General features: G+C 60.3%; 31 protein-coding genes. 17 read left to right on the top strand and 14 right to left on the bottom strand.

All coding sequences use genetic code 11. From position 1 onward, the window contains the following. The first annotated feature begins 11 nt into the window (after positions 1 to 11). A complete protein-coding gene (gene ubiE / locus AAFO92_RS01160) occupies positions 12 to 755 on the top strand; it encodes a bifunctional demethylmenaquinone methyltransferase/2-methoxy-6-polyprenyl-1,4-benzoquinol methylase UbiE (RefSeq protein ID WP_347532629.1) in 744 nt (247 codons plus the stop codon). After that, a complete protein-coding gene (gene ubiB / locus AAFO92_RS01155) occupies positions 756 to 2,285 on the top strand; it encodes a 2-polyprenylphenol 6-hydroxylase (protein ID WP_347532627.1) in 1,530 nt (509 codons plus the stop codon). Here the strand turns inward: ubiB and AAFO92_RS01150 are convergent. From AAFO92_RS01150 to AAFO92_RS01140, 3 genes are all read right to left on the bottom strand, one after another. After that, positions 2,271 to 3,137, bottom strand: a complete 867-nt coding sequence (locus tag AAFO92_RS01150) for a phosphotransferase (protein ID WP_347532626.1) — start codon at positions 3,135 to 3,137, stop codon at positions 2,271 to 2,273. The genes ubiB and AAFO92_RS01150 overlap by 15 nt on opposite strands. A gap of 104 nt (positions 3,138 to 3,241) precedes the next feature. Continuing rightward, positions 3,242 to 3,913 (bottom strand): flagellar hook capping FlgD N-terminal domain-containing protein, encoded by a 672-nt coding sequence (locus AAFO92_RS01145; protein WP_347532625.1) that lies wholly within the window; start codon positions 3,911 to 3,913, stop codon positions 3,242 to 3,244. 15 nt (positions 3,914 to 3,928) lie between these two features. Then, entirely contained in the window at positions 3,929 to 5,425 is a 1,497-nt protein-coding gene (locus AAFO92_RS01140; RefSeq protein ID WP_347532624.1) for a flagellar hook-length control protein FliK, read from the bottom strand. Positions 5,426 to 5,541: 116 nt separating this feature from the next. Between AAFO92_RS01140 and AAFO92_RS01135 the strand changes: the two genes are divergently transcribed. From AAFO92_RS01135 to AAFO92_RS01110, 6 genes are all read left to right on the top strand, one after another. Continuing rightward, on the top strand, positions 5,542 to 5,829 hold the full coding sequence (locus tag AAFO92_RS01135) for a rod-binding protein (RefSeq protein ID WP_347532622.1): 288 nt from the start codon (positions 5,542 to 5,544) through the stop codon (positions 5,827 to 5,829). Next, on the top strand, positions 5,819 to 6,178 hold the full coding sequence (locus tag AAFO92_RS01130) for a flagellar protein FlgN (protein WP_347532620.1): 360 nt from the start codon (positions 5,819 to 5,821) through the stop codon (positions 6,176 to 6,178). Before AAFO92_RS01135 ends, AAFO92_RS01130 begins: the two co-directional genes overlap by 11 nt. A gap of 208 nt (positions 6,179 to 6,386) precedes the next feature. Continuing rightward, positions 6,387 to 7,235: a flagellin gene (locus tag AAFO92_RS01125; RefSeq protein ID WP_347532619.1), complete on the top strand. Its 849-nt coding sequence runs from the start codon at positions 6,387 to 6,389 to the stop codon at positions 7,233 to 7,235. A 74-nt stretch (positions 7,236 to 7,309) separates the two neighbouring features. Beyond that, positions 7,310 to 7,684: a flagellar biosynthesis regulator FlaF gene (gene flaF / locus AAFO92_RS01120; protein ID WP_347532617.1), complete on the top strand. Its 375-nt coding sequence runs from the start codon at positions 7,310 to 7,312 to the stop codon at positions 7,682 to 7,684. Further along, on the top strand, positions 7,684 to 8,088 hold the full coding sequence (gene flbT, locus AAFO92_RS01115; protein ID WP_347532615.1) for a flagellar biosynthesis repressor FlbT: 405 nt from the start codon (positions 7,684 to 7,686) through the stop codon (positions 8,086 to 8,088). Before flaF ends, flbT begins: the two co-directional genes overlap by 1 nt. After that, a complete protein-coding gene (locus AAFO92_RS01110) occupies positions 8,085 to 8,897 on the top strand; it encodes a DUF1217 domain-containing protein (RefSeq protein WP_347532613.1) in 813 nt (270 codons plus the stop codon). Before flbT ends, AAFO92_RS01110 begins: the two co-directional genes overlap by 4 nt. A 205-nt stretch (positions 8,898 to 9,102) precedes the next feature. Here AAFO92_RS01110 and AAFO92_RS01105 read toward each other — a convergent pair whose 3' ends face one another. After that, the gene (locus AAFO92_RS01105) at positions 9,103 to 10,536 is read right to left on the bottom strand and encodes a FliI/YscN family ATPase (protein WP_347532611.1); all 1,434 of its coding nucleotides are present in this window, start codon (positions 10,534 to 10,536) and stop codon (positions 9,103 to 9,105) included. An 85-nt stretch (positions 10,537 to 10,621) separates the two neighbouring features. On the opposite strand from AAFO92_RS01105, the gene AAFO92_RS01100 reads away from it, so the two are divergent. Genes AAFO92_RS01100 through AAFO92_RS01060 form a run of 9 tightly spaced genes read left to right on the top strand, consistent with a single transcriptional unit; the run spans position 10,622 to position 15,194 of the window. Continuing rightward, positions 10,622 to 11,011: a FlgB family protein gene (locus AAFO92_RS01100; RefSeq protein WP_347532610.1), complete on the top strand. Its 390-nt coding sequence runs from the start codon at positions 10,622 to 10,624 to the stop codon at positions 11,009 to 11,011. Positions 11,012 to 11,023: 12 nt separating this feature from the next. After that, positions 11,024 to 11,416, top strand: a complete 393-nt coding sequence (gene flgC, locus AAFO92_RS01095; protein ID WP_347532609.1) for a flagellar basal body rod protein FlgC — start codon at positions 11,024 to 11,026, stop codon at positions 11,414 to 11,416. A 12-nt stretch (positions 11,417 to 11,428) separates the two neighbouring features. Beyond that, entirely contained in the window at positions 11,429 to 11,719 is a 291-nt protein-coding gene (gene fliE, locus AAFO92_RS01090; RefSeq protein ID WP_347532608.1) for a flagellar hook-basal body complex protein FliE, read from the top strand. Positions 11,720 to 11,723: 4 nt separating this feature from the next. Further along, the gene (locus AAFO92_RS01085; protein ID WP_347532606.1) at positions 11,724 to 11,993 is read left to right on the top strand and encodes a flagellar biosynthetic protein FliQ; all 270 of its coding nucleotides are present in this window, start codon (positions 11,724 to 11,726) and stop codon (positions 11,991 to 11,993) included. A 5-nt stretch (positions 11,994 to 11,998) separates the two neighbouring features. Further along, on the top strand, positions 11,999 to 12,712 hold the full coding sequence (locus AAFO92_RS01080; protein ID WP_347532605.1) for a flagellar hook-basal body complex protein: 714 nt from the start codon (positions 11,999 to 12,001) through the stop codon (positions 12,710 to 12,712). 15 nt (positions 12,713 to 12,727) lie between these two features. Beyond that, positions 12,728 to 13,513 (top strand): flagellar basal-body rod protein FlgG, encoded by a 786-nt coding sequence (gene flgG / locus AAFO92_RS01075; protein ID WP_347532603.1) that lies wholly within the window; start codon positions 12,728 to 12,730, stop codon positions 13,511 to 13,513. Next, a complete protein-coding gene (gene flgA / locus AAFO92_RS01070; RefSeq protein WP_347532601.1) occupies positions 13,513 to 13,932 on the top strand; it encodes a flagellar basal body P-ring formation chaperone FlgA in 420 nt (139 codons plus the stop codon). The genes flgG and flgA overlap by 1 nt, the downstream gene beginning before the upstream one ends. A gap of 8 nt (positions 13,933 to 13,940) precedes the next feature. Continuing rightward, on the top strand, positions 13,941 to 14,675 hold the full coding sequence (gene flgH / locus AAFO92_RS01065) for a flagellar basal body L-ring protein FlgH (protein WP_347532600.1): 735 nt from the start codon (positions 13,941 to 13,943) through the stop codon (positions 14,673 to 14,675). Between the two features lie 9 nt (positions 14,676 to 14,684). Beyond that, positions 14,685 to 15,194 carry a flagellar basal body-associated FliL family protein gene (locus tag AAFO92_RS01060; RefSeq protein WP_347532599.1) on the top strand — a complete coding sequence of 170 codons (510 nt, stop codon included), beginning with the start codon at positions 14,685 to 14,687 and terminating at the stop codon, positions 15,192 to 15,194. A gap of 21 nt (positions 15,195 to 15,215) precedes the next feature. Here the strand turns inward: AAFO92_RS01060 and AAFO92_RS01055 are convergent, their stop codons facing one another. The 10 genes from AAFO92_RS01055 to AAFO92_RS01010 all read right to left on the bottom strand — a co-directional run bounded on the left by AAFO92_RS01055 (position 15,216) and on the right by AAFO92_RS01010 (position 25,294). Further along, positions 15,216 to 15,608 carry a hypothetical protein gene (locus AAFO92_RS01055; RefSeq protein WP_347532598.1) on the bottom strand — a complete coding sequence of 131 codons (393 nt, stop codon included), beginning with the start codon at positions 15,606 to 15,608 and terminating at the stop codon, positions 15,216 to 15,218. Positions 15,609 to 15,637: 29 nt separating this feature from the next. Continuing rightward, entirely contained in the window at positions 15,638 to 16,723 is a 1,086-nt protein-coding gene (locus AAFO92_RS01050) for a flagellar type III secretion system protein FlhB (RefSeq protein WP_347532597.1), read from the bottom strand. Further along, positions 16,723 to 17,496 carry a flagellar biosynthetic protein FliR gene (locus tag AAFO92_RS01045; protein ID WP_347532595.1) on the bottom strand — a complete coding sequence of 258 codons (774 nt, stop codon included), beginning with the start codon at positions 17,494 to 17,496 and terminating at the stop codon, positions 16,723 to 16,725. The genes AAFO92_RS01050 and AAFO92_RS01045 overlap by 1 nt, the downstream gene beginning before the upstream one ends. After that, a complete protein-coding gene (gene flhA, locus AAFO92_RS01040) occupies positions 17,493 to 19,580 on the bottom strand; it encodes a flagellar biosynthesis protein FlhA (protein WP_347532594.1) in 2,088 nt (695 codons plus the stop codon). Before flhA ends, AAFO92_RS01045 begins: the two co-directional genes overlap by 4 nt. Positions 19,581 to 19,583: 3 nt before the next feature. Further along, on the bottom strand, positions 19,584 to 20,399 hold the full coding sequence (locus AAFO92_RS01035) for a transglycosylase SLT domain-containing protein (RefSeq protein ID WP_347532593.1): 816 nt from the start codon (positions 20,397 to 20,399) through the stop codon (positions 19,584 to 19,586). Positions 20,400 to 20,504: 105 nt separating this feature from the next. After that, complete coding sequence (locus tag AAFO92_RS01030) at positions 20,505 to 22,835, bottom strand: hypothetical protein (protein WP_347532591.1); 2,331 nt, start codon at positions 22,833 to 22,835, stop codon at positions 20,505 to 20,507. After that, complete coding sequence (gene motA, locus AAFO92_RS01025) at positions 22,835 to 23,704, bottom strand: flagellar motor stator protein MotA (RefSeq protein WP_347532589.1); 870 nt, start codon at positions 23,702 to 23,704, stop codon at positions 22,835 to 22,837. The genes AAFO92_RS01030 and motA overlap by 1 nt, the downstream gene beginning before the upstream one ends. 70 nt (positions 23,705 to 23,774) lie before the next feature. Then, the gene (locus tag AAFO92_RS01020) at positions 23,775 to 24,290 is read right to left on the bottom strand and encodes a hypothetical protein (RefSeq protein ID WP_347532587.1); all 516 of its coding nucleotides are present in this window, start codon (positions 24,288 to 24,290) and stop codon (positions 23,775 to 23,777) included. Positions 24,291 to 24,394: 104 nt separating this feature from the next. Next, complete coding sequence (locus tag AAFO92_RS01015) at positions 24,395 to 24,790, bottom strand: hypothetical protein (RefSeq protein ID WP_347532586.1); 396 nt, start codon at positions 24,788 to 24,790, stop codon at positions 24,395 to 24,397. A gap of 9 nt (positions 24,791 to 24,799) precedes the next feature. Continuing rightward, positions 24,800 to 25,294, bottom strand: coding sequence for a flagellar basal body-associated FliL family protein (locus tag AAFO92_RS01010; RefSeq protein WP_347532584.1), 495 nt, complete (start codon positions 25,292 to 25,294; stop codon positions 24,800 to 24,802). Between the last annotated feature and the right edge of the window lie 77 nt (positions 25,295 to 25,371).

Here is a 25,371-nt window from a genome sequence, read left to right as displayed (position 1 = left end):
CGGCAAGACCCATGACCGAGAAAACCACGCATTTCGGCTTTGAGACCGTGCCCGAGGCTGAAAAGGCCGGCCGGGTGCAGGGGGTGTTCGGCTCGGTCGCGTCGAAATATGACGTCATGAACGACGCGATGAGCCTTGGAATTCACCGGCTCTGGAAAGATGCGATGATGGACTGGCTGGCGCCGCGGCCCGGCCAGCGGCTGCTGGATGTGGCAGGGGGCACCGGCGATATCTCGTTCCGGTTCCTCAAACGCGCGGGCAGCGGCAATGCCACGGTGCTGGACCTGACCGAGCCGATGCTGATTGAAGGGCGCAAGCGCGCCGAGGCCGAACAGCTGGGCACAAGCCTCGACTGGGTTGTGGGCGACGCGATGGCGCTTCCTTTCGAGGACAACACTTTCGATGTCTACACGATCAGTTTCGGCATCCGGAACGTGACCCGCCCTGCCGAAGCACTGGCCGAGGCCTACCGCGTGCTGCGCCCCGGCGGGCGGCTGATGGTGTTGGAATTCAGCCAGATTCCCAATGACCTGATGCAGAAGGTATATGACCTTTATTCGTTCAAGATCATCCCGCGCATGGGGCAGGCGATTGCCGGTGACCGCGACAGCTATCAATACCTTGTCGAATCGATCCGGCAGTTTCCCGATCAGGAAACATTCCTGCAAATGGTGCGCGATGCCGGGTTTGAGAACGCCAAATACCGCAACCTGACGATGGGCATCGCCTGTCTGCATTCGGGCTGGAAAATCTGAATGCGCGGCCCGCACAACCTTCTGCGGCTGGTGCGTACCGGCGCCACGCTGGAACGGACCGGCGCGATGGGGCTGATCATGGCGGCAATGGACGCGCCGCCGCAGGTGCGCGGCACGATGCGGTTCCTGGCATGGCCGTTCCAGTGGCTGGGCTACAAGGGTGACAAATCCATGCCGCCGGCCACCCGTGCCCTGACCGCGCTTGGCCCGGCCTATATCAAGTTCGGACAAATCCTCAGCACCCGGCCCGACCTGGTGGGCGAGGAGCTGGCCACGCAGCTGCGCGTCCTGCAGGACAAGCTGCCGCCTTTTCCAACGAAACTGGCCAAGCAAAGCGTCGCGTCCGAATTGGGCCGGTCCGTGGACGACCTGTTCGACGAATTCAGCGAACCGGTCGCCGCGGCGTCGATTGCCCAGGTCCATCGTGCCCGGATGCGGGCCACGGGGGACGAAGTGGCGGTCAAGGTTCTGCGGCCCGGTATCGAAAAGGCATTTCGCAAGGATATTGACGCGTTCTATTTTGCCGCGCGGATAGTCGAATTGCTGTCGCCCTCCTCACGCCGGTTGCGCCCGACAGATGTGATCGCGCATTTCGAAGGCGTGGTCATGGGAGAGTTGGACCTGAGGCTGGAATCCGCCTCGGCCTCGGAATTCGCGGCCAATACCGGCGATGACGAGGGCTTTGCCCTTCCGAATGTGCAATGGCACCTGTCGGGCCGCCGCGTCATGACGATGGATTGGGCCGATGGCGTGCCGCTGGGCGATAACGCGGCACTGGATGCGGCGGGTCACAATCGCGTTCAGCTGGGCGAGCGCGTGTTACAGCTCTTTCTCTCCCACGCCCTTCGGGACGGCTTTTTCCACGCCGACATGCACCAGGGCAACCTTAAGGTCGCCACCAACGGCAACATCGTCGCCTATGATTTCGGCATCATGGGCCATATCGACGAATATACCCGGCGGGTCTATGCCGAGATCCTCTATGGCTTCATCAAGCGCGACTATCGCCGCGTGGCCGAAGTGCATTTCGAGGCGGGCTATGTGCCGGCCGACCGCGACGTGGATGAATTCGCCCGGGCGCTGCGCGCGGTCGGAGAGCCGATCTTCGGGATGGATGCCAGCAAGATCTCGATGGGCAGCCTGCTGAGCTATCTTTTTGAGGTGACAGAGCGTTTCGGCATGGAAACCCGAACCGAGCTGATCCTGCTGCAGCGCACCATGGTCGTGGTCGAAGGCGTGGCCCGTAGCCTGAACCCCGATATCAACATCTGGACCGTCGCCAAGCCGGTCGTGGAAAACTACATCAAGGAAAATATCGGGCCCGCCGCCGCGCTGCGCGACCTGGGCCGAACGCTGAACGTCCTCTCCCGCTACGGGCCGCGGCTGCCGGTGATCGTTGAAAACGCGCTGATCCGCCACTCCATGCCAAAGGGTACGCCCGCGGCTTCGAAATGGCCCGGGCGGTTGCTGTGGGGTCTACTTGGCGTTGCGGTCGGCGGCGGCGCCGTGCTGGGGCTAAATCTGCTCTGACTGGGCCGCACGCAGGGCCTCGGTCTCGGCCGCGTAAGCACGTCGGGCCAGCTTGTCGCCCCGGGCCTCGTTCCACAGGCAATAGGCGGCCATGCGCCAATGATACCAGGGCTCGAGTTGCCGGTAGCGCCGGATCGTCCTGTGGTCATGATAACCGTCGAGAAAGTCCGCGCGCTCGGCCGCCGTCAGCGCCCTGGCCCCGTAAGTGATCTGCATCGCTGGCGACAGGAATATCGCGATATCCTCGCACGGATCGCCAATCGCGGGGCATTGCCAGTCGATAAGTTTCAACTCGCCACCTTGGTCGATCATGTTGGCGGGCACCGGATCGGCATGCAGCAGGCACGAAACACCGCAGGGGGCGACGTTATCTGCCGGTTCCAGAATGCGCAGCGATGCTGCGTGTTCATCGGCGCAGGCCGCAAGAATGGCCAAGGTCTGCTGCCGAAGGGCGGCACTGCCATCCGGCACCTTTCGCAGACCGGGCGGTGGCGCGATCCGGTGCAGCCTGTGCAGCAGCGATGCGACCTTGGCGCAATCCGCGGTCCCTGCCGTGCCGGACAGATGCGCATAGATCAGACATGCGCCCGCATCGGTCTGAAAACTCTCCAGCAGCTGCGGCGCGATGCCGTGACCTTCGAGATGCGTCAGAACCTTTACCTCGCTCCGCGGGTCGTTTGGAAACAGCGGGTTGCTGGTTTCGCCACTGTAGAGCTTGACGACGATGTCGCCCCCGGGCCGCGAGACACGCCAGAGCCAATTGGTGCGCCCGCCCTCGAGAAAGCTCCAACTGGCGTCGGCGCCTTGCAGGCCGCGTGCGCGGAGCGACGGCACCAGCATCTGGCGGAGCATTTCTGTTGAGGTTTGCGGCACGGTATGGCTCAGCCCGGTTGGTGGAGCAGGGTCGCGGGACGCTACGCTACCCTGCCTTCCGGGGCAAGAGACGTCGCGCGCCGTCAGCTATCGGTTTCGCGCAGCCCCAGAACCTCGGACGCGGCAATCTCCTGACCGCCCGCCATGACCAGAATGGTCTGGCCACCGTCGTTGCGCGCCTCGACGATCCGGTCATGCACGATCACGTCCTTCGACCCCAGCAATTCGTCACCGCGGTAGGATTCCAGTGAAATCGCGTAGGTTCCGGCGGGCAGCGGGGCGCCTGTGTCATCCAGGCCTGCCCATTCCATCGTGCCGCTTTCGCCGGGGACAACCTGGCGCGAAACAACCTCGCCCGCCTGGTTGCGCACGACCAGTTCGGCGTTATCGGCTTCGGCGGATGCCTCGACCGTCAGGCTGACAGGCGCGCCGTCAAAGGAAACCGGCATCTGTGCCCGTGCCGTCATGCCGACCCAGCCTGACAGCTGTGCCACGCCCAGCCCGCCAATCCGATCTGCCAGCGAGGTCAGAAGATCATTGGTCTTCACCTGCTGCTCGACGGTTGAAAACGTCGCCAGCTGCACGGCGAAATCTGCTGATTCGATCGGGTTCAGCGGATCCTGATTCTCCATCTGCGTCGTCAGCATCTTGATGAATGTCTCGAAATCCGAACTGATCGCATTGCGGGGCGGTTGCGTTGCGGCGGTTGCCTGACCCGACTGGGCCGCGGCTTGAGTGGTCGAGGAAACTTCCATGGGAATACCTTCTTTCTAGAGTCGAATATCGACACGGTCTGATTGAATTGTCAGCGTTGAGAGCGCCGCGGACGTTTCGGTGTCATCGGCGGCGCCGATCAAATCCTCGGCCATCAGGCCCGTGGTGCCGGTCTGGCCCTCGGAATGGCCATCACCTTCGGCCTGGTTTTGGCCAAAGGCAAACTCGGCCGTTCCAAATCCGATATCGTGAAACTCTTGCGCCAGCAGGTCGATGTGGCGGCGCATCAGATCGAGCGTTTCAGGGCGTTCCGCCACCACATGTACCGTCATTGCGCCATCAAGGGCCTGCATCGAAATCCGCACCCGGCCCAGTTCGGCCGGGCTCAGCACCAGTTCCATGGGCTTTTCAGTGCCGCCATGGCGCATCGCCTGGGCAATCTGAACGGCAATGTTGCGCGGCAATTCAGGTTGCTGCAGCAAGGCGGTTTGATGCGCGCGTGACGTGGCCGGCATGTCCTGCGCGGCCAGCTCCGAGGTAAATCCGACCTCGGTCAGCCAGCGGATACCGCTTTTCTCTCCGGGGGTTTCCTGCATGTTCGGGCCTGTTACGGACCGCAGTTGCATGACCGTGGCTTGGCCCGGGTTTGAAACGACCGGATTGCGCCGTGTTGCAAAGGCCGGCGTAGGGTTTTCGGCATCAACACGCCGTTCGGGCGCATGTCTTGAGTCGTCGGTCGGATCGGTCGCTTGCTGATCTCCCGAGGTGGCTGCAGTCCCACCATCCGCGCCAACGGCGTTCTGACTGGCGCGGTGGACAGCGGAGCTGACGATCATACCCGGGGTGCTTTCGCGCCTTTGCGCGCGCTCGTCGGCCGCAACGTCCAAAGCCTGCGCAACCGCTGTCGACTTACCCGCTTGCGCCATGTCGTGCGGCAGCACCCGACCAGCGATCTTGGCGGCCTGCTCTTCACCTGCCACGCGGTCAGCCGCCGCATGAGTCGCGGCTGCAGACCCAGCCGGGGCGCCGGCGACTTGCCCTGCACCTCGCGCCGTGGCGAACCAGGCGGGTACGTCCTTGGCCTGACGGGTGCCGGGCGTATCCTCGGCATCGGGCGACGTACTGGCCTTTTCGGCTGCCTCTGCGGCGTCGATGGCTTTGGCCGCGCGCGCGGCCAGCTGAGCGATCTCATCCGGCGTTGGGGCCGGGTTGGGACGTCCTTTCTTGAAAACGATTTCGTCTGCATCCGGGGAAAGGAACGCGAGCGCCGCGTCTTCGTCGCTGTCCGTCACCTCGTCGCCGGGCGGAACCGCCGATTCGGCCTCGGCCTCCGCGGCGCTGTCTGCACGCCGTGCCTCGGAATCGGCTTCCTGCGCCTTCCGGGGATGTGGACGATCCGGTCTTGCGGATCGATCGCCGCCGGCAAGTACGGATTGGAATGTCTCCTGGTCGCGCGCGTTGCTGGAATCACGGCTGCCAGTGTCTTTGCCGGCGGTGGCAAGTATCTGGTTTGATGTCTGGCCGGGCGTTACCTGACCGATCTGGGAATACATGAATCTGCTCTCCGGGATTTCTTCCACGTGAGCAGAACCATTGCAGAACACGGTTACTGCTTCTTTACCGAATTCGGTTTGAATGGATCAGAGTTCATCCAATTCGAGGTAATACCGTGACGGAATTTTTACCAGTTCAACCGAGGCAACAGAACCAGGCCGCCATCACGCGGGAACTATCCGCCCGCCAGGCCGCAGAAAAGCTCGAAGCAACGTTTCTGGCGGAAATGCTGAAATCGGCCGGGTTCGGCGAGCAGGATAATTCCTTCAGCGGCAGCGCGGGCGAAGATCAGTTCGCATCGTTCCAGCGGATGGCGATGGCCGAGCAAATGGTCAAGAAGGGCGGCATCGGGCTGGCCGAAGCATTCTACGAATCAATGGTGGAGAAAAGAGATGACAACTGACAAGTCGCAAGAAATCATCAACCGTCTCGACAGCCTTCTCGAGCTTGAGCGGCAGGCGCTGTTGCAGGGTGATCTCGACAAGATTCCCGCCCTGCTGGAAGAGAAAGAGGCGCTGATCGACGATCTCAATGAAAATATCCCGGAGGAAAAAACCGGGTTGCAGGAATTGCAGGTAAAAGTTGAACGAAATCAGGCGTTGTTGGACGGTGCATTGCACGGCATTCGCAAGGTGGCGGCGCGCATGGCCGCGTTTCGACGAATCCGCCGTTCTCTTGAGACATATGATGAAAGTGGCCGGAAACGCACGATCCAGGGCGATGTCGAACGCCGTGTCGAAAAACGGGCCTGAACGGATTTGTCTCAAATGCCAGCTAGTTAGCCGGCGCGATTTAGCACTACATTAGCACTTCGGGCTTCATTCTGCACGGGCATCCGAAAACGGGTGGCGCGGCAGGCAAACGCCTCAGCTGCAGATGTCAGAAAGACAGCGAGGCCGCTTCCCAGTGGGGGCGGAGTGTGAAACTGGCGCAAAAGCGCCGAAGCTAAAGGAAAATGCTATGTCCAGCATTCTGACAAACAACAGCGCGATGGTTGCGCTGCAAACCCTGAAATCGGTCAACTCGAACCTGGCGAAAACCCAGGACATGATCTCGACCGGCAAGGCGATCGCAAGCGCCAAGGACGGATCGGCCATCTTCGCCATCTCGAAAGTGATGGAATCGGATTCGCGCGGCTTCAAAGCCATCTCCGAAAGCCTGGCACTGGGCCAATCGACCGTTGCCGTTGCATCGGCCGCGGCCGAGCAGACGGTTGATGTTCTCCAGGACATCAAGGCTCTTATCGTTTCGGCGAACAGCGAAAACGTTGATCACGGCAAGATCCAGAACGAGATTGCCGAGAAAGCCGCCCAGGTCGCATCGATCGTTGGCGCAGCGCAGTTCAACGGCGCAAACCTGCTGGCATCGGATGTCGATGGCAACGGTGCCACCAGCCTGTCGGTTCTGTCTTCGCTTGACCGTGTGGGTACCGCCGCACCGACGGCAACGTCGATTTCGGTCGCCACCGTCGACTTCGAAGCCAATGTCGACCTGGTCAACAACCTCACCGCGATTACCGACGCGTCGGATGCCGCAACGGCCCTGGGTGAGATCGAGACCTTCCTGCAGACTGCGATTGATGGCGCTGCCGCGCTTGGTGCTTCTGCCGCCCGGATCGAAGATCAGAGCAACTTCGTGTCCAAGCTGACCGACGCCATGAAATCCGGTATCGGTGCATTGGTCGACGCCGACATGGAAGAGGCCTCGGCACGTCTGCAATCGCTTCAGGTGCAGCAGCAGCTGGCGACGCAGTCGCTGTCCATCGCCAACCAGGCGCCGCAGGCGATCCTGCAGCTGTTCCGCGGATAAAACTGATTTCAGGGGCGCCTTCGCGGCGCCCCTGACACCCGCGACAGTGAAAAAATTTCCTGGAAGGACATGAAATGAACGCGATCACCAAGGCGCAGAATGCGTACCGCAATGACGCACAACCAATTCGTACAGGTCGGGACACGGAATACAACGCCTTTGCCCAGATCACGCATCGCCTGAAAACGGCATCGAAACTGGGAACCGAAGGTTTCAAGGAACTGGTCGGGGCACTGCAAGATAACAAACGGCTTTGGACGCTGCTGGCGATAGATGCCGCCGACAATGCCAATACTCTCCCAAAAGAACTGCGCGCGCGCATCGTGTATCTGTCCGAGTTCACACGACAGCACAGCAGCAAAGTTCTTTCCCGCGATGCCACCGCTGATGCACTGGTGGAAATCAACACCGCCGTGATGCGCGGGTTACGCAATGAAAGGGTGAAATAATGACGGGTCTTGTCCTGAAACTGAGCCCCAAGGAACGCGTATTGATCAACGGGGCCGTGATCGAAAACGGCGATCGTCGGTCGCGTCTGTCGATCATGACACCAAACGCGAACATCCTGCGTCTACGGGACGCGATCCACCCCGAGGAGGCGACGACGCCGGTGCGCCGCGTCTGTTACGCGGCGCAGTTGGTTCTGTCCGGTGATGCGGATCCGGAAGAATCGCGCCTGAAGCTGTTGCGAAGCATCGAGGAGCTCAGCCAGGTTCTGACCGATCCCGACAGCCGTACACGGCTGGCCGAGGCAACCAGAGCGCTGCTGGAGCAACAGCACTATCAATGCCTGAAGGCATTGCGGGCGCTGCTGCCGCGCGAGGAACGCCTGATGGCGAAGTGGCCGTCGTGAACTTTCAACCGCTCGTCCCGGTTGGCGGTCTGCCCGGTTGGGTCTTGCTCAACAAGACCATGGACCGTCAGACGGAGCTGTTCAATCAGTCGCCGGCAATCGTTCGGGACACCGATTACTTTGAACAGAATATCGGCAATGTGCGCAGCGCCGAGGATCTGGTTTCGGACCGGCGGCTGTTGCAGGTTGCGCTTGGTGCCTTTGGGCTTGGCGACGACCTGAACAGCCGGGCGCTCATCAAACGTGTTCTCGAAGACGGGACCAGCGAACCGGGTGCCCTTGCAAACCGATTGGCGGATGAAAGATACACGAAGCTGTCAGACGCGTTTGGCTTTGCCGAGCCGGGCCTGCCAAGAACAGCACTTGCGGGATTTGGGCGCGAAATCGCGGACCGGTATCGCAGCCTGGAGTTCGAAGTGGCCGTTGGCGAGCAGGATGAAAGTCTGCGCCTGGCCATGAATGCGCGGCGCGAACTGTCCGAAATCCTGCAAACCGACGTATCCGAAGACGCAAAGTGGTTTACGATCATGGGAATCCCGCCGCTGCGGAAAGTCTTTGAAACCGCGTTGGGGTTGCCATCCAGTTTTGCCCAGCTGGACATCGACCGTCAGTTGGAGGAATTCAAGGAACTGGCCAGCGACAAGCTGGGCATCGACACGTTGAGCGTGCTGAACGATGATGAGGTGAAAGAAGATTTTATCCGGCAATTCCTGCTGCGCGATCAGATCGCCTCGTTCCAGGTACAGTCCAGCAATGCAATCGCGCTGACACTTCTACAATCGGCGCCAAGTAACTTCGGAACAGTCTAAATTCCGGTGTTGACCGCGCCGATTGGTCCCCTTCCCGTAGGCGCGACAGCCGGCAATTCTGTATCCATCCCCTCGTATTTCTCTGCCAGGATTTTCTGTATATGTGTATGTCGGTTCTGCTTTTGGCAGCATGATGTTCCATTGGCAGATACCAACGCTGCTGCGCCACCAGAACGCGGTAACCATAACTTTTCCGCGCTTCACGTCATTTGCGCGAAATCGGATGCGGTTTGCCGGTGGTTGCGGAATTTCCCGTCGGCGGATTCTGTGACGTCATCGGTCGAGCAGGTCGCGACGCTGCACCGGTGGGAACCGTTTGACCCGCACGGCGCAAGATGATCGATAGCCGGTCAAAACTGTTCTGGGCCGTGGCGTTTTCCTTTTCTGCCAAGAATGCATCCAGATCGGCCCAGACGCGCAATGCCTGGTCCAGTTCGGGATCCGTCCCATCCGAGTAAAGGCCCGCCTTGATCATCGTCTCAGACCGGGAGTAGATGCCCAGCAAGCGCCGGACACGCAGGATCAGCTCGTTTTCGGCATCGCTGGCCGCGGCGGGCAAGCTGCGCGACACCGATCGCAGCAGGTCGATCGCGGGATAGCGGCCGCGTTCCGCGATCTGCCGGTCCAGCACCACATGCCCGTCCAGCACACCGCGCAGGATATCGGCAATGGGTTCTTCCATATCCGAACCCGCGACCAGAACGCTCAGCAATGCGGTGATATCGCCGGTGCCATCCGCACCGGGGCCGGCGCGTTCGCAAAGCGACATGATGGTATGCGCGGTCGAGGCCGGAAACCCGCGAAGCGCCGGCATCTCGCCGGCGGCGGTCGCCACCTCGCGATGCGCCTCGGCGAACCGGGTGATCGAATCGGCCAGGAAGAGGACATGTCGGCCCTGGTCGCGGAAATGTTCGGCAACGCTCATCGCTGCCCAGGCGCAGCGGCGGCGGACCAGCGGAGATCTGTCCGAGGTCGCCGCAACGACGATCGACCGCTTCATCCCCTCGGGCCCCAGAACGTTTTCGACGAAATCCCGCAGCTCGCGCCCCCGTTCGCCGATCAGGGCGAAGACCACGATGTCGGCTTCCATATGGCGCCCCAGATGCGCGAGCAGGCTGGATTTACCGACCCCCGACCCGGCGAACAGACCCACCCGTTGACCCCGCACGATCGGCAGCAGCGTGTTGAACGCGGCCATCCCGGTTTCCAGCCGTTCGCCAAGTGTCTTGCGTTGGGTTGCTGCCGGCGGCTCGGCCAGCAACGGCCGCGCAACCGGGCCTCTCAACAGCGGGCGGTCATCAAGCGGCTGGCCGAACGGATCAACGATTCGCCCGATCCAACTGTCTGCCGGGGCGATGTTGCTGGCCTGAAGCAGCGTCGCGCGATCCCCCATTGACACCCCCGCCGGAGACTCGTCCGCCAACATCAGCACGCTGTCTTCATCGATTTGCAGAACCTCGCCCGAAAGCCATCCGCCGCCGCGCCGCGTTACCCTGATTCGGTCTCCCAATCGCGCTGCCGACCCGAAACCGGTTATGCGCAGCGTGTTGCCCTGCACCGCGCGCACACGCCCCAACACACGTACCGCTTGCAAGGTTGCGATCTCTGCCTGCAGGCAGGAAAGGTCTGAATTGCGCATCGAACTCTCCAAAAACATTCTGAAAACAATTTTTAAAGGAATCATCGTTAAGCCTTGGTTGAAGCCAATCGAGGGAGAAGCCCCGATGTTTGAAAAACTGGAAATCTTTCGCATGGCCCATGCCATGGCCACCCATGCCGGGGCGCGCCAATCGGTGGTGGCCCAGAACATGGCCAATGCCGACACGCCCGGCTATGCGGCGCGTGATGTGCGCCCCTTCAAGGACATTGTCGAATCGGGTGATGCGGGATTTGCCCCGCGTGCAACGCGCCCCGGACATCTGAACCGGACCACTGCACCGTTTGATATCGAAATCAGCGAACGGCGCGATGCCGAAGCTGACCCCAACGGAAATTCGGTGTCGCTCGAATCCGAGATGATGACCGCCGTAGAGGTCAAGCGTCAGCATGACCGCGCGCTGGCGATCTACAAATCATCCCTGACCGTACTCCGGTCGGCAATTGGACGCCGGTAGGAGGACCGCAACATGAGCGATTTCGCAAAATCCCTTTCAGTATCCGCCAGCGGGCTCAAAGCCCAGGCGCAGCGCCTGCGCCATGTGTCGGAAAACATCGCCAATACCGATACCCCGGGGTACCGGCGCAAGAGCGTCACGTTTGAAACCGAATTCGGGAATCGCGATTCAGTTGGCCGGGTGGAGACCAGCCGCGTCCATCTGGACCGCACGGAATTGGCAAAGGTCTATGACCCGAGCCATCCAATGGCCGACGAGAGCGGTCATTATGACGGGTCGAATGTAAACCTTGTCATCGAAATCGCTGACGCGCGCGAAGCGCAGCGCAGCTATGAGGCGAACCTCAAGATGTTCGATCAGGCACGGCAGATGTCGTCCAGCCTGATGGAACTGTTACGTCGATAAAGGAGATCCAGAATGGATATCAAAGCTCTGAACGCTGTACAGAAATATGCAGCCTCCCGCCCAGCGACCGAGCCGAATGCCGGTCAGGGCGGGGCCGGTGAGGCCTTCAAGGGCCTTGCCAAGGATTTTGCCACCACGCTCCAGGAAAGCGAGCAGATTGCCAAGGCGGCGATGACCGGCGAGGCCGATCCGCACGCGCTTGTTCAGGCGCTGGCGCAGACCGAGCTGGCAGTGGAAACGGCAGTGACAGTACGCGACAAGGTCGTCGAGGCCTATCAGGAAATCCTGCGGATGCCGGTCTGATCCAATGCTTGATGAAGTCGTCTTTTTCGACACCCTGCGCCAAGGGCTGTGGGTTGCGGTGATGATTTCGCTTCCAATCCTGACGGTCGCGTTGCTGGCGGGGGTGACGGTGGGCCTATTCCAGGCGCTGACCTCTATCCAGGAACTGACGCTGACTTTCGTGCCCAAGCTGGCGGCGATCGTGGTCGTTTTCTGGCTGTCGATGGCATTCATGACACAAACCCTGGTGGCCTTCTTCCAGGACAGGCTGATCCCGCTGATCATCGGAGGTTAAGAGATATGGAAACGACGGGCTACACCACACTGACCCGGCAGTCCGGCCTGATGCGCGAGATGCAGGTGATTGCCAACAACATCGCCAACAGCGCCACCACCGGCTATCGTCAGGAAGGCCTGATTTTTGCCGAGTATGTGCAGAATGCCGGGGAAGGCCCCTCGATTTCGATGGCGGCAGCCCAGGCGCGCAACACGTCGATGATGCAGGGTGCCTTGACCAAGACCGGCGGTGCGCTGGACATGGCGATCGAAGGAGACGGATTTTTCCTGATCGAAACCCCGGCGGGTCAACGGCTGACCCGCGCCGGAAACTTTGCCCTCTCGGCCGAGGGCGATCTGGTCACCAATGACGGTTTCCGGGTGCTGGATGCCGGCGGGGCACCGGTGTTTGTGCCGCCCGATGCCATCGCCCTGGGGATTTCGCCGGATGGCACGATCAGCGATGGCGGCAGACCATTGGCGCAGATCGGGCTGGTGCAACCTGCCGATCGGATCGATCTGATCCGCGAGGATGGCGTGATGTTCCGCACCGAAGGAGAAATCCTGCCCGTCGAGGATGGCCGCATCTTGCAAGGTTTTCTGGAAGGCGCGAATGTGGATCCGGTCGGCCAGATCGCCCGCATGATCGAAGTCCAGCGTGCCTACGAAATGGGCCAGAGTTTCCTGGATGCGGAAAACAAGCGCATCCTTTCCGCCCTTGATACCTTCAACCGCTAAACCAAGGAGGTGCCCATGCGCGCCCTGAAGATTGCCGCAACAGGTATGGCCGCACAGCAGATGCGGGTCGAAACCATCTCGAACAACCTCGCCAACATGTCGACGACCGGCTACAACGCCCGGCGTGCCGAGTTCTCGGATCTGCACTACCAACAGGTGGCCCGCGCCGGGACGGTCAATTCAGCCGATGGCACCGTCCTGCCGACCGGCGTTCAGCTGGGGCTTGGCGTCCGCCCGGCGGCGGTATCGGTCAATCTGGAGCAAGGGTCGCTTGCGGCCACCAATGGTGATCTTGACGTGGCCATTGACGGCACCGGCTACCTCGAGGTCACGTTGCCGTCGGGCCTGTCGGCCTATACCCGCGACGGCGCGTTGAAGCGGTCGGCCGAGGGTCAGATCGTGACCTCCGACGGGTTTCCGCTGACGCCGGAAATTGTCATTCCGGACGACGCGCGCAGCATCTCGATCAGCCCGGCCGGCGAGGTCTTCGCCTATTTCAATGACTCTCCGGACGCCCAATCGATCGGCGAAATCACCCTGGCGACCTTTACCAACCCCAAGGGGCTGGAGGCGATCGGCGGCAACCTCTTTACCCAGACCGAAGCGTCGGGGCCGGCGAATGTCTCGACCCCGGGCCAGGACGGCCTTGGCACGTTGCGGCAGGGATATCTGGAAGACAGCTCTGTTGATCCGGTGCGTGAAATCACCGAACTGATCGAGGCACAGCGGGGTTATGAGCTGAACGCCAAGGTGATTTCGGCATCCGATCAGATGCTGGGCGCGACGACGCAGGTGCGCTGATGAGGTGCGGCCTGATCCTTGCGAGTCTTCTGCTGGCCAATCAGGCCGCCGCCGATACGGTATTGGCCGCGCGGACGATCCGACCGGGAACGGTCATTACCGCGGGCGACCTAGTCACCAAGGATGGCGACATTGCCGGAGTGGCAAGCCATCCAACGCAGTTGATCGGCAGCGAGGCGCGCGTCTCGCTTTACGCCGGGCGGCCGATTGCCCTTGCGGATACCGGCCCGCCTGCCCTGGTCGAACGGAACCAGATCGTGCCGATCATCTTTCAGCGCAACGGTCTCAGGATATCGACCGAGGGGCGTTCTTTGTCGCGGGCGGGTGCCGGCGATGTGGTCCGGGTGATGAACCTGTCATCGCGCACAACGGTATCCGGCAAAGTCATGCCTGACGGCCGGATCATGGTTTCAGAATAGGAAATGTCATGTTTGATCGTAAAATCAGTCTTTGTCTCTGTTTGGCACTCGGCGTAGCCGGCTGCAGCCGTCTGGATCATGTCGGCAAACCGCCCAGTTTCACCCCGACCAGAAACTCCACCGAGCACACCGCCATGCTCAACCCGGGCCTGCCGCTCACTGCCGAACCCAAACGCCGGATCGACCAGGCCTCGCTGTGGAGCGGTGGACGGCAATCGCTGCTTGGCGATCGCCGGGCGCTGAAACGCGGTGATATTCTGACCGTCGTGATCGAGATCGACGAAGAAGCCGCGATTTCAAATTCCACCGAACGCTCGCGCAGCGGGGCAGAATCGCTGAGCATTCCGCATCTTTACGGTCTGCCGCAACGGCTCAACAGGAAGCTGCCTGATGGGGCGTCACTGGATGACGCTGTCTCGCTCAACTCGTCAGCCCGTTCGGGCGGCGACGGGTCGGTCAGCCGAAAGGAAGAACTGACCCTGCGCGTTGCCGCGACCGTGATGGAAGTACTGCCCAACGGCGTGCTTGCCATCCAGGGGACTCAGGAAGTTCGCGTGAATTTCGAACTTCGGGAACTGCTGGTCAGCGGCTATGTCCGGCCCGAAGATATATCGCGTCAGAACCAGATCACCTACGACAAGATCGCTGCGGCACGCATTTCCTATGGCGGGCGCGGGCAGATCACCGATGTGCAGCAGCCGCGCATCGGGCAACAGGTTCTGGATATGATTCTGCCATTCTAGGAGGGTGAAATGATCGGGAAACTACTGCCGGTAATTCTGGCGCTGATCGGCGTCGGCGGGGGGATCGGTGCCGGGCTGGCGCTGAAACCCGAAGGGTCGGAAATGACGATGGAGAACCCTTGTGGTGATGTCCATCATCAGGTCGCCGCCGCCGAAGAAAGCCACGCCGAGAAGGAGGAGAAAAAGGACACCAAGACCCTGGAATACGTGAAACTCAACAATCAGTTCATGGTCCCGATCGTCACCGATGAGATTATCCGGGCGATGGTCGTGATGAACCTGAGCGTTGAAGTCATGGCGGGTCAGGGCGAGGTCGTCTATTCGCGCGAGCCCAAGCTGCGGGATGCCTTTCTGCAGGTTCTTTTCGATCACGCCAATATCGGCGGTTTCAAAGGCGAGTTCACCAATGCGAAGAACCTGAACACCTTGCGCAATGCCCTGACAGAGGTGGCGCAGTCGATTGCGGGGAAGAACGTCACCGGGATATTGATTACCGACATCGCGCGCCAGGACGTCTAGTCCGGCGCCGGCCAAAGGGCGTCAATCGCGGCTGGATTTCAAAACCTGAAGATCATCCTGGGCCTGCCAGAACCGTTTCGCGCGGTCCTGGCTGGCCTTGTTTCGCGCCTTGTCCCGCATCGCTGCCGCGGCCATCTGTTTGCCGTAGGCACGCTGCAGCTCCGATTTCATGTATTCCTTTTGCGCGAGAATCTGCGCCAACTCCAAGTTCAACGTTTCGCGCGTACGGCTGACCCAGCCCTGCCACAACACATCGGCCCCAATCTGACGCACCACGGTCAATTGACCTGGCGGCAGAGATCGGTTCGTGCTTCGGAGGGCATCGAGCTCGGCCAGTTTGTGCCTGAGATCAGCCTCTTTCGCCGACAGCGCGGCCATTTTCTGAAGCTCCGCCCGATAGAGCGCATCGGTCAACTCCGCCAGGTCATTCAACGCGTCATCCATTACCCGAAGCTCCTAGCCTTGCGCCGCATCGTCTCGGCAAATCTGATCGCCGCAGCAACGCTGCGGTACTGGGCGGGATCGATTTCTTGCCCGATCTGCGTGCCGGCGTGAATTGCGCGGGCGGTCGGCGGATCGCGGCGGATGGGCACCCCGTGTTCCATGGCGCATTCCCGGATGGCCTGCGCGACATGATCGACCCCCTTGGCGACACAGACAGGTGCAGAACCCGGTGCCCTGCTCCATCTGAGAGCCACGGCGTAATGCGTGGGGTTTACGATGATGACATCGGCCTCAGGCACATCCGCCATCATCTGTTCCGAGGCGATCTGGGCACCGCGCTGCCTGCGCTCCTGCTTCAGGTGAGGATCGCCTTCCTGTTGCTTGTGTTCATCCCTAATTTCCTTGTGCGACATGCGGTTCTTGCGCAGGTGGTCGTGATGCTGCCAAAGGTAATCGATTGCTCCGATGCCAAGCGCGATCATCAGCACGACGAACATGAAATCGACGATCACCCGGGTCATCAGAGCACCCACGATCTTGGGGTCGCCGTGGATCGCCCCCGCCATTTCCGACATGCGATAAGTCAGGAAGACGCCCAGCAGAACGGAATAGAACAGGAGTTTTGCAAAACTCTTGGCAAATTCAAAAAGGCCGGACGGGCCGTATTTGTTCTTGGCATTCTGGATCGGATTGATACGCGATGCCTTGGGTGAGATCTTACTGGGCGCAAAAACGAAACCGCGCTGCGCGACCACCGAAAGAATCGAGGCGCCCGCGGGAATCAGAAACCAGCCAAGCATGGCCAGGGCAATCGTCCCGAGCAGGCCGCCGATGGCGGTTGCAGCATGTCCGTTGAAAATCAGGTCCGCCAGGTCCGGCGACTGATTGATCAACACCATCAGCGAATTGCTGATCTGCTTGACGGACGATCCACCGATCGCGACAGCGGCAAGGACGAAGCCACCATATGCCGCGGCCGTGGTCAGATCGGCGGATCGCGCTATTTCACCCTTTTTGCGCGCCTCGTTTAACTTGTGCGGCGTCGGATCGTGGGTTTTTTCGGTGTCGTCGTCCTGCCCGGCCATCAATTGCCCCCGAACGGATTGATTACGAAGGCTTCGATCGCCTCCACCCAGATCGTCAGCATGGTTGGCGCCATCAGCAGCAACAGCCCAAGACCTCCAGCGGTGATCACGGGGGCGCCTACGAAGACCACCATCAATTGCGGCATGGCCCTGTTGATTATGCCCAGGGTGAGGTTGTAGAGCACCGACACGATCACGAAGGGCGCGGCCAGGGTGAAGGCCAGTGCAAAGGATGCGGCAACCTGCCGGACCCCCCAGCTTGTCACCGCGCTGGCATCGGGCAGCTGCGCCACCGGGAAAAGATCATAGGTCAGCACCACCATTTCCGCGACCCGGACATGCAGCCCCAGCATCATTGCCAACGCCAGACCGCCGACAACCAGCAGGTGACCGATTGCGGGCAAGGGTGTCACGCCGGCACTGCCCAGGATCTGCGCGAGCGAGGTGGCCTGGGCCGCGATGGAACCCGCCGTCTGCAAGGCCAGCAGAAACAGCCTGATTCCGATCCCGATCATCAGGCCAATCGCCGTTTCGCTGAGTATGAGCCAGGCCAGCGGGGGTGGGTTCCGAACGGCGTCGGTCAGTTGCGGCGAAACGGCGGGCGAGACCACAAGCGTGAACATCAGCGCGGCGATCAACTTGATCCGCGCCGGGACCGATTGCTCACCGAAACCCGGAAACAGTGACATCACCGGTCCGACCCGCAGGAACACGATGAAATTCAGCCACAATATGTCCTGCGACAGTTGCAGGATATCGGCGATTGCATTCATGCCGCGGCGACGCCGACCAGGGACGGCTTGGTATCAAGCCCGATTTCTTCGAATGACAGTACCGGGTTCGAGATATCGCGTGCCGACAACACCGTCCGCAGGAAACGCCGGCGCAGCGTTGAGGTGACGATGGCCGGGAAAATTCCCTGCTCGCCGGCCAGGCTGACCTGCTCAGAAACAGAGGCTGTCAGCGTATTGAATATCTCCGGCGGCAGCGCCACGTCCATCCGGCCGCGATCATTGTCAATCTGGTAGGTGGTGAACGTGTCTTCCCATTCCGGGGCCAGTTGGATGAGGGGCAGGCTTCCGTCCGGGCGCTGCAACGCAGCCACCAGCTGAAAACCCAGCCGCTGACGGACATGTTCGCAGATCGCTTCGATCTGCGTATGCAGTTGGCGCCCTTCGGCGGTGGCCTCGAGAATAAGGGGAAGGTTCCTGATCGAGACCTGTTCGGCCAACAGCAGCCGCAGGACAGAATGCAGCAGATCCGACGGTACGCGGTCCGGGATCATCTCGTCCAGCAGCTTGCGATTGGCCTCGGACCTGGCCCGATCCGAGAGGTTGACCATCTCATCCAGCAACCGGCGCATCGCCTTCATCGTCAGCAGTCTGCTGAGGTTCTTCTTGATCACCTCGAGCAGATGCGTCGCCAGGACCTCGGCCGGCGCCACGAGGGTCGTGCCGTTCAGGGCCGCATCTTCCCTGGCATCCTCGGTAATCCAGCGCGCCGGCGCACCATAGACGGGTTCCGTCACGTTTTCGCCGGCAGGCAGGGTATCGTTACTATCCGGGTCCAGCGCCAGTATCTGGTCGGTGCGCAGGATGGCTCTTGCCTGCTCCACACCTTGGACGCGGATCAGGTAGGTGCCTGAGGGCAGGCCCGGGTCATCCGTCAGGCGAATTTCAGGCAGGATCAACCCGTAGAAGGTCGCGACATGTGTGCGCATGTTCGAAATTCGCGCATCCAGCCCGATTCCGGGATCCAGCACCATGTTGACCAGATCCGGGGCGAATTCCACGTGGATGTCGTCAAGCTCAAGTATGTCCCCAAGCGATTTGTCGGCAGCAAGGTCCAGAGGCTGCTCGGAGGTATCTTCGCTGGCGGCAAGCTGCTTCTGGGCCCTGAACATCATGAGCGACGTGACACCAAGGGCGATGCCCCCGATCATGAAGGGGATAAAGGGCAGGCCCGGCACCAGCGCAAAAAGCACCATCAGAACCGCAACGGTGGCCAGGGCGGAAGGATGGCGCGTCAGCTGGCTCATCAACGCCTTGTCGGTCGCTCCCTGCGCGCCGCCACGGGCCAGCAACAGGGCTGAAGCGATCGAGATGACAACCGCCGGTATCTGGGTTACCAGGCCGTCACCCACGGTCAAAATCGTATAGGTTTCAAAGGCCTGCCCGATCGGCATGTCATGCACGACCAGCCCCATGATTAGCCCCATGACAAGGTTCAGCAACGTGATCAGCAGCCCTGCAATCGCGTCTCCCTTGACGAATTTCGACGCGCCGTCCAGGGATCCGAAGAACGTCGTTTCCTGCTGCTCTCTCTCGCGCCGTTCCTTGGCTTCCCGATGGTTGATCGCCCCGGCGGACATATCGCTGTCGATGGCCAGCTGTTTGCCAGGCATTCCGTCAAGTGCGAACCGCGCGCCCACTTCGGCCATGCGTGCCGCGCCCTTGGTAATGACCATGAAATTCACGATCATCAGCACGCCGAATACCACCAGGCCCAGAAAGACGCTCCCGCCCATGACGAAATTGGCGAAGCCCTGAATGACGTCGCCGGCCGCATCCGTCCCCGTATGACCCTGCCCGATTATGAGTTTGGTCGATGAGACGTTAAGCGACAGGCGCAGCATCAGCGATGCCAGCAAAATCGTCGGGAAGGCCGAGAAATCAAGCGGCTTCTCGATGAACAGCGTCACGGTGAAAATCAGTATCGCCAAGGCAAAGGACGTAGCCAGGCCGACATCAAGAACCCAGGCCGGCACCGGAAGGATCATCATCACGATGATTGCCATCAGGGCCAGCGCCAGCAGCACCGTGGGCTGGAACACATCGCTTATGGTGAATTTCTTCATATTTCAGGACTCCTCCGCCAGTCCGGGTATGACGATCAGGGCTTGCGATCCGCCGGTCTGTAACGGCACGAGCGATCCGTTGCGCCCGGGCGCGTCGACATAGGTCAACAGAGGGTAGGAATTCACCCGCTTGCGGGATGTTTCCGGAACGTGCTGTCGCCCGGTTGCGGCCGGCACCGGCATGTTTCGATCGGCTGGGTCGAATTTCGCATAGATCCGGTCGAAACGCGCACGGTAAATTCGGGAATATTCCGGCGTGCGAGAGTGATAGGCACCGGCCGCGATCGACCAGTCACCACTTTCCCGGTAGAGACGCGCCAGGAACGCCGCCGCATAACGGGCGTTTTCAATTGGATCAAACATCTGGTCGATGGATCGAAAAGACGCACCGTGCCATTTGTAATTTAGCTGAAAGCACCCCACGTCAAAGCTACGCGCCCCGCGCCCGAACTCTTGTTCAACGTAAGCGCGGGCCGCGTGTCTGGTCTCAAACCATTTTCCCTTGCCTTCCATGTTGACAGTCCAGGGCCAGGGAGACAGCTTGCCGTTTCGCGACCGCCCTGTCTCGGTGCGCGTGATCGACCACAGAACGGGGAAGGGGACGCCGTGTTCCGCAGCCGCGCGGCGGGCGGCGTTATCGCAGACCTCACCCGTCGACGCATGAGCGAATGCGGTGGCGAGAATTAATCCCGCGATGCCTGCGCCAGCGCGCGATGCAATACGGCGCGCTGATCGCGCCAGGGACATTGACGAACAAATTGATGGCATCTCAATGGATGCCACCTGATAGAGCAAGGATAAGGTCGCGCGCAGGTTCATTCGCTCTCCGATCGGCACGTTCTGTTGCCAATGAAGTGACCCTATTTGCGCATTCTTTAGATTCGGTAACTCTCTGCGGGATGCGCGAAAAAACCGACACCGGCACTATTCCGAACCGGGCAGCGGATGCGCTTCCAATACCTGCTGAATGGTTTCCCGGGCTGCCGAACTTTGCTGTATAAGCCCGCGATTTCGGGACAGTATGCGATCTGACAGCTGGGTGGTTTCAGAATCCGAATCACGAGGGTCACCATCGCCCAAGAGAGCGAGTGCTGCGCTGCTTGAAAGCGCCGGATCTTCAGCCTCAAGCAGCCGGTTCCAATCCTCCGCCAACCATGCCTGGCGCCGGGACTGCTCGGTGTCGCCGGTCGCCACAAAGAAATCCGCGGCGGCAAGGTGGTCACCGACCATGCTGCGGGCCTTGGCGCGCAGCAGATCGGCATCCGCACCTTCAACGCTCAGCAGCTCTGCTTCGACCTGGTGAGGTCGGCCCTCCATTATCGCGATTCTTGCACGCAGCATCATCCGTTCACGACCAGGTTTCCCGGCCAGATGCCGCGCGACGAATGGACGGGCCACTTCGGCAAACCCGATCTCCAACAACCTTGCGGCTGTGGTGTTTGCGATCTTGGGGTCAATTCTTGCGTGATCCGTCGCGTGATCCTCAAATACGTGCTCTAGAAACGTGATATCATCGGCCAACTTCGTGAGCTGATTGAGCATTTCGGAATCCACGATGCCTTTCAATTTCAACGACAGTGCCGGATCCAGTCTCTCACGTTCTTCATAGGATTGCTCGAATGCGCCGGATGCCGCCAAGCCGGTCAGGTAGACACGCGCCAGTTCGCCTTCCAGTTCGCTGCCACGGTTTTGCTGCAGATAGGCTCCGGCAAGAACGGCATGGTCAAACGAGACGGCTTCCTGTGATCTTATCTTGGTATCTATAAGGCCAATCAATGCCTGTGCGGACGGTTCCGAATTGGTTTCGACAACTGCCGCCATGGTTTCTGTTGCCTGTGCGTTTTCACCTTCGACGAGGTCAATCTCCGCCTCGACCAGTTGTGCGCCGGCCGTCCGTGTCTCTTCGGTACGATTGAGAATTTGCAGAACCTTGTCCGCCGAGGCCTGGTCGCCATAGTCCAGCAGGCGCCGCGAAAAATGCGGGCCCAGGTGACTACGAAGATGCTTTGGCAAGGCATCAAAAACGCGCAAGGCAGCATCCTTGTTGATCTGCGCGTCGGGCGGAAGCGTTTCAAGCGCGAGGATGGACCAAAGTGCCGCCGGACCCTCGCAGTGCAGTTGCGAGGACAATTTCGAACCAGGTTGCGCATGGCCATTTTCCATCACCTCGGCCAGCTCAGACAAGGCAACGATCGCGTCCGATTCTTCGTCTACCAGTGCCAGTGTTTGACGCGCTTCGACATCGAACCCGAAGAACAGATAGAGCCGCGCCAAGCGGATGACTGCCTCCACATTCAATCGGTCAAATTCGCCGGTCAGCTCCTTTCGCAATTCTCCAACCTGGTGCGCAAATGGCTTGTCGGAACCCCACGAAACGAGGTCAAGCGCATCTTCGCTGATGCAAGACTGTGCGGAGATTCCCTTTGCGCCCGCCTCGATGATCGCCAGGAAATCTCTATCTATGCTGCTTTGCGCATGCAAATGAAGATGCTCCGCCGGTTGTGGCGCACCTGACGAATCTGAAGGTTTTTCTTCAGGTGGTTCCGTCGCGGGCGCCGCCTCTGATCGTGCCGTGATTGAGGGGCGTGGCGAAATCAGGCCTTGATTGACCGCCCTGCCCAGCTGTCTGGCCAGGTGGTCCCGCGTTTCTGGGTCAAGGCTAATCTCAGCCTCTTCCGGTGATCCGGCTGCTGATTGTGTTGCTTCTGCGGCATCGCTCTCGGAGTCAGGTCCCATCCGCAAACGAGACTTGGCAAGAGAGGCGGCATGCGAGCTTCCGCCCTGTGGAAAAGTCACACGCTGCGTCGCAGTTGCGTCAGACTTCTTTTGCGCAGCGATTGCGTCGGCAACTTCGTTCAAGCGCGGTCCCTGGGCAGCGACGACCGATGGAAAGACTGTCGCGGTTTCTCTGACATCAAGTACAAGAAGAGACTTGCCGTGCCAGAACGAAGTCACCTCGCATTGGCAATCCAGCTTGATACGCAAATCCGTCAGCTCCTTTCCCGACGTTACATCGGCTACCTGGTCGCGCGAGATGCGTCGAAAAATCCGGGATGTGTCGAATGTCAGCTCTTGGCCGGGAAACGTGACATGGGCTTCTTCGTGCCAATTCTCGATATTGACGGCGACGCGCTCCGGCAGATCCACGATCAGCCGGATGAAGCCGTCATGTTGTCCGGAGCGTACCTCGACCGGTTGAGCATTTGCCGAAAGCGCCCAGACAAGACCGCAGAATGCCAGCACCAAAGAGCGCATCAGGCGGCACCCTGTTTCACAGTCTTCAACGCTTCTTCCAGATCGTTGAACGAGGGACGGCAATGCGAGGGCGTATTTTGCCGGCCGACTTCAATACAGATATTGGTGGCATGGTTGTGCAAATTGGCCACCAGGACCTCGCGAATCAACTGATAGAAATGCGCATCCTCTTCCACAACGGCCTTTACCTTGCCGGCAAACGGGCCGACGAGACCATAGGAAAGGAATACTCCCAGGAAGGTTCCCACCAATGCGCCACCAATCATCTTGCCCAGAATTTCAGGGGGTTGGTCGATGGACGCCATCGTCTTGATAACACCCAGAACAGCGGCCACAATGCCAAGCGCGGGAAGGCCATCTGCCATGGTTTGCAGCGCGTGGCTGGAATGCAGAGCATGGTGCATGTTGGCATCCATCCGCTTTTCCAGGACTTCTTCTACCTGGTGCGGATCGTCGTAATTCATCGAGGCCGATCGCAGCGTGTCGCTGATAAGCGATACCGCCTCACCATCCGACAGGATTTTCGGGTATTTCGAGAAGATCGAAGAGCTATCCGGGTCTTCCACATGTTCTTCGATGGCGACCGGGTTCTGCCGCGCCAGACGGATCAGTTCGAACAGGAGGCAAAGCAGATCGCGGTAATCCTCATGCTTCCATTTGGGGCCCTTGAAGACCTTGCCGATATCCTTGATCGTGTGTTTGACGGCTGGCATGTCATTGCTGATCAGGAAAGCCCCCACGGCGGCGCCGCCGATCATCATCAGCTCGAACGGCAGGGCTTTCAGAATGATCCCCAGCTTGCCGCCGGCCGCAAGATAGCCGCCGAAAACCATTGCGAAAATAACCAGGATACCAACAATACCGATCATCTGAGTCTCCAGCCCAAAGTGTCATCCACACCCTGCCATCGCGGGGTTAAGAAACCTTGAGTCTTCGGGATTATTCCGTAGGAACGTTAGCGTTTCGGCCTGCCAGAACGACACTGAAACTATGCGCCGCCTCCGGGCTTAGCCCTGCCATGACGGCGGCAGCGGCCTCGGGCCGCATCCGCCCCAGAAATCCCGCGGCAAACTCGGGATCCATCTCCTCGAACAGCGCCGCGGCCTGCTTGGGTTTCATGCTTTCATATACACGTGTCAGCCGGTCCAGATCACTTTCAGCCGCGGTGTCCGCCAGCGCGATTGTCTCTCGCAGAGCTTCTTCGGCGGCAGTAAGTTCGGCAAGTTTGCGATCAATCTCGCGGCTGGCAAATTTCAGTGCCTGCATCCTGTCTTGAAGCGCGACCTCCTGTTGGGCGATCCGGGCTTCGCGCTCGCGAAAGGCCTCCAGCATGGCTTGCAGTTCCTCGGGCGATTTACCCTTTTCACGGCTTGCCATGGCATCGGTTTGCGAGAGCTCAGATTCATTTGAAACCTTGGCAAAGGCCTGACCCGCATCATCGCCCACCCGAATCATCGCCGAACCGATCAGGAGAGCTGAAATTGTGACCAGGGAACCCCGGCCAGGTGCCTTGCGTCTGCGCGGTTTCCGATTCCTGCGTTTAGTCACCTCATCCCCTCCTATGCCGCATCATTATGGCGCTTGAATACAGGGCCCGCCGGGTTCTCTTCCTCGGCCGGGGGTTGCGGCTGCGGCGTCGCTGCCGGTGACTGGGCAGGTGCGGCTTGCGTATCGGGGAGGTCGTGCATGGAGGCGACAAGCAGCTCAAGACGTTTGGCAACCCCTTCGGCACGGTCGGTCAGTTCACCCAGTGAATCGGTTGACGAACTGGCTGTGTTTTGCGCCGCAACCAACGTTTTTGTCAGGTCGTCCACCTGTGCGGACAGCACGGCCACCGCCCCGCCGACACCGTTTTCCAAGTCATTGAAACGGCTCAGGCGGCGCGCCAGGATGTAGCAGTAAAACCCGGCACCAAGCGCGCCGGCAACAAGAAGAATATCCGCAATCATTTCCATGATGGTCCCTCAGTTCAGTACAAATTCCATGATCAGCAAGTCATTGACACGACTCGCGCCGGTCACGATCTGGATACGGCGCAGCATCTGAGCACGCAGCCGTACCAAAATGGAGTTGCCTTCAAGATCGGCCGGCTCCAGCGCGCGCAGGTAGCTGTTCAGGACATCGACAACACGTGGCATCAGCTTCTCGACCTCGCTCCGATGGGCGCTGCCCACTTCAAGCTGGGCGCGAAACCGGAGGTGGCTGCTATTGCTGCCCTGGCCCAGCGAAATGACTAGCGGATCAATCGGAACAAAGGCGACATCCGGCATGTCGGGCACCTCGGGCTCCTCTTCATGAACCTCTGCCTCGTCGTGTGATTCGCCCGCAAACAACATCCCGGACTGGACGGCATAGAATCCGCCCCCGCCCCCCGCGATCGCCAACACAAGCCCCAGAATCAATGGCAGCTTGGACTTCTTCTTCGGCAATTCTTCCGCGCTTTCTTCTGCTTCGGCCATGATGCGTCCCTGCAAGTTTCGATGTCGGCAATATAGACCGGCAGGAACTAACCGATTGTTAAGCCTGATCAGCGAAA

This window comes from Roseovarius sp. CAU 1744 (assembly GCF_039839345.1).
Classification (GTDB): domain Bacteria; phylum Pseudomonadota; class Alphaproteobacteria; order Rhodobacterales; family Rhodobacteraceae; genus Roseovarius.
Note: the sequence above shows the minus strand (reverse complement) of the source record. Positions and strands in the feature narration are given on the sequence as shown.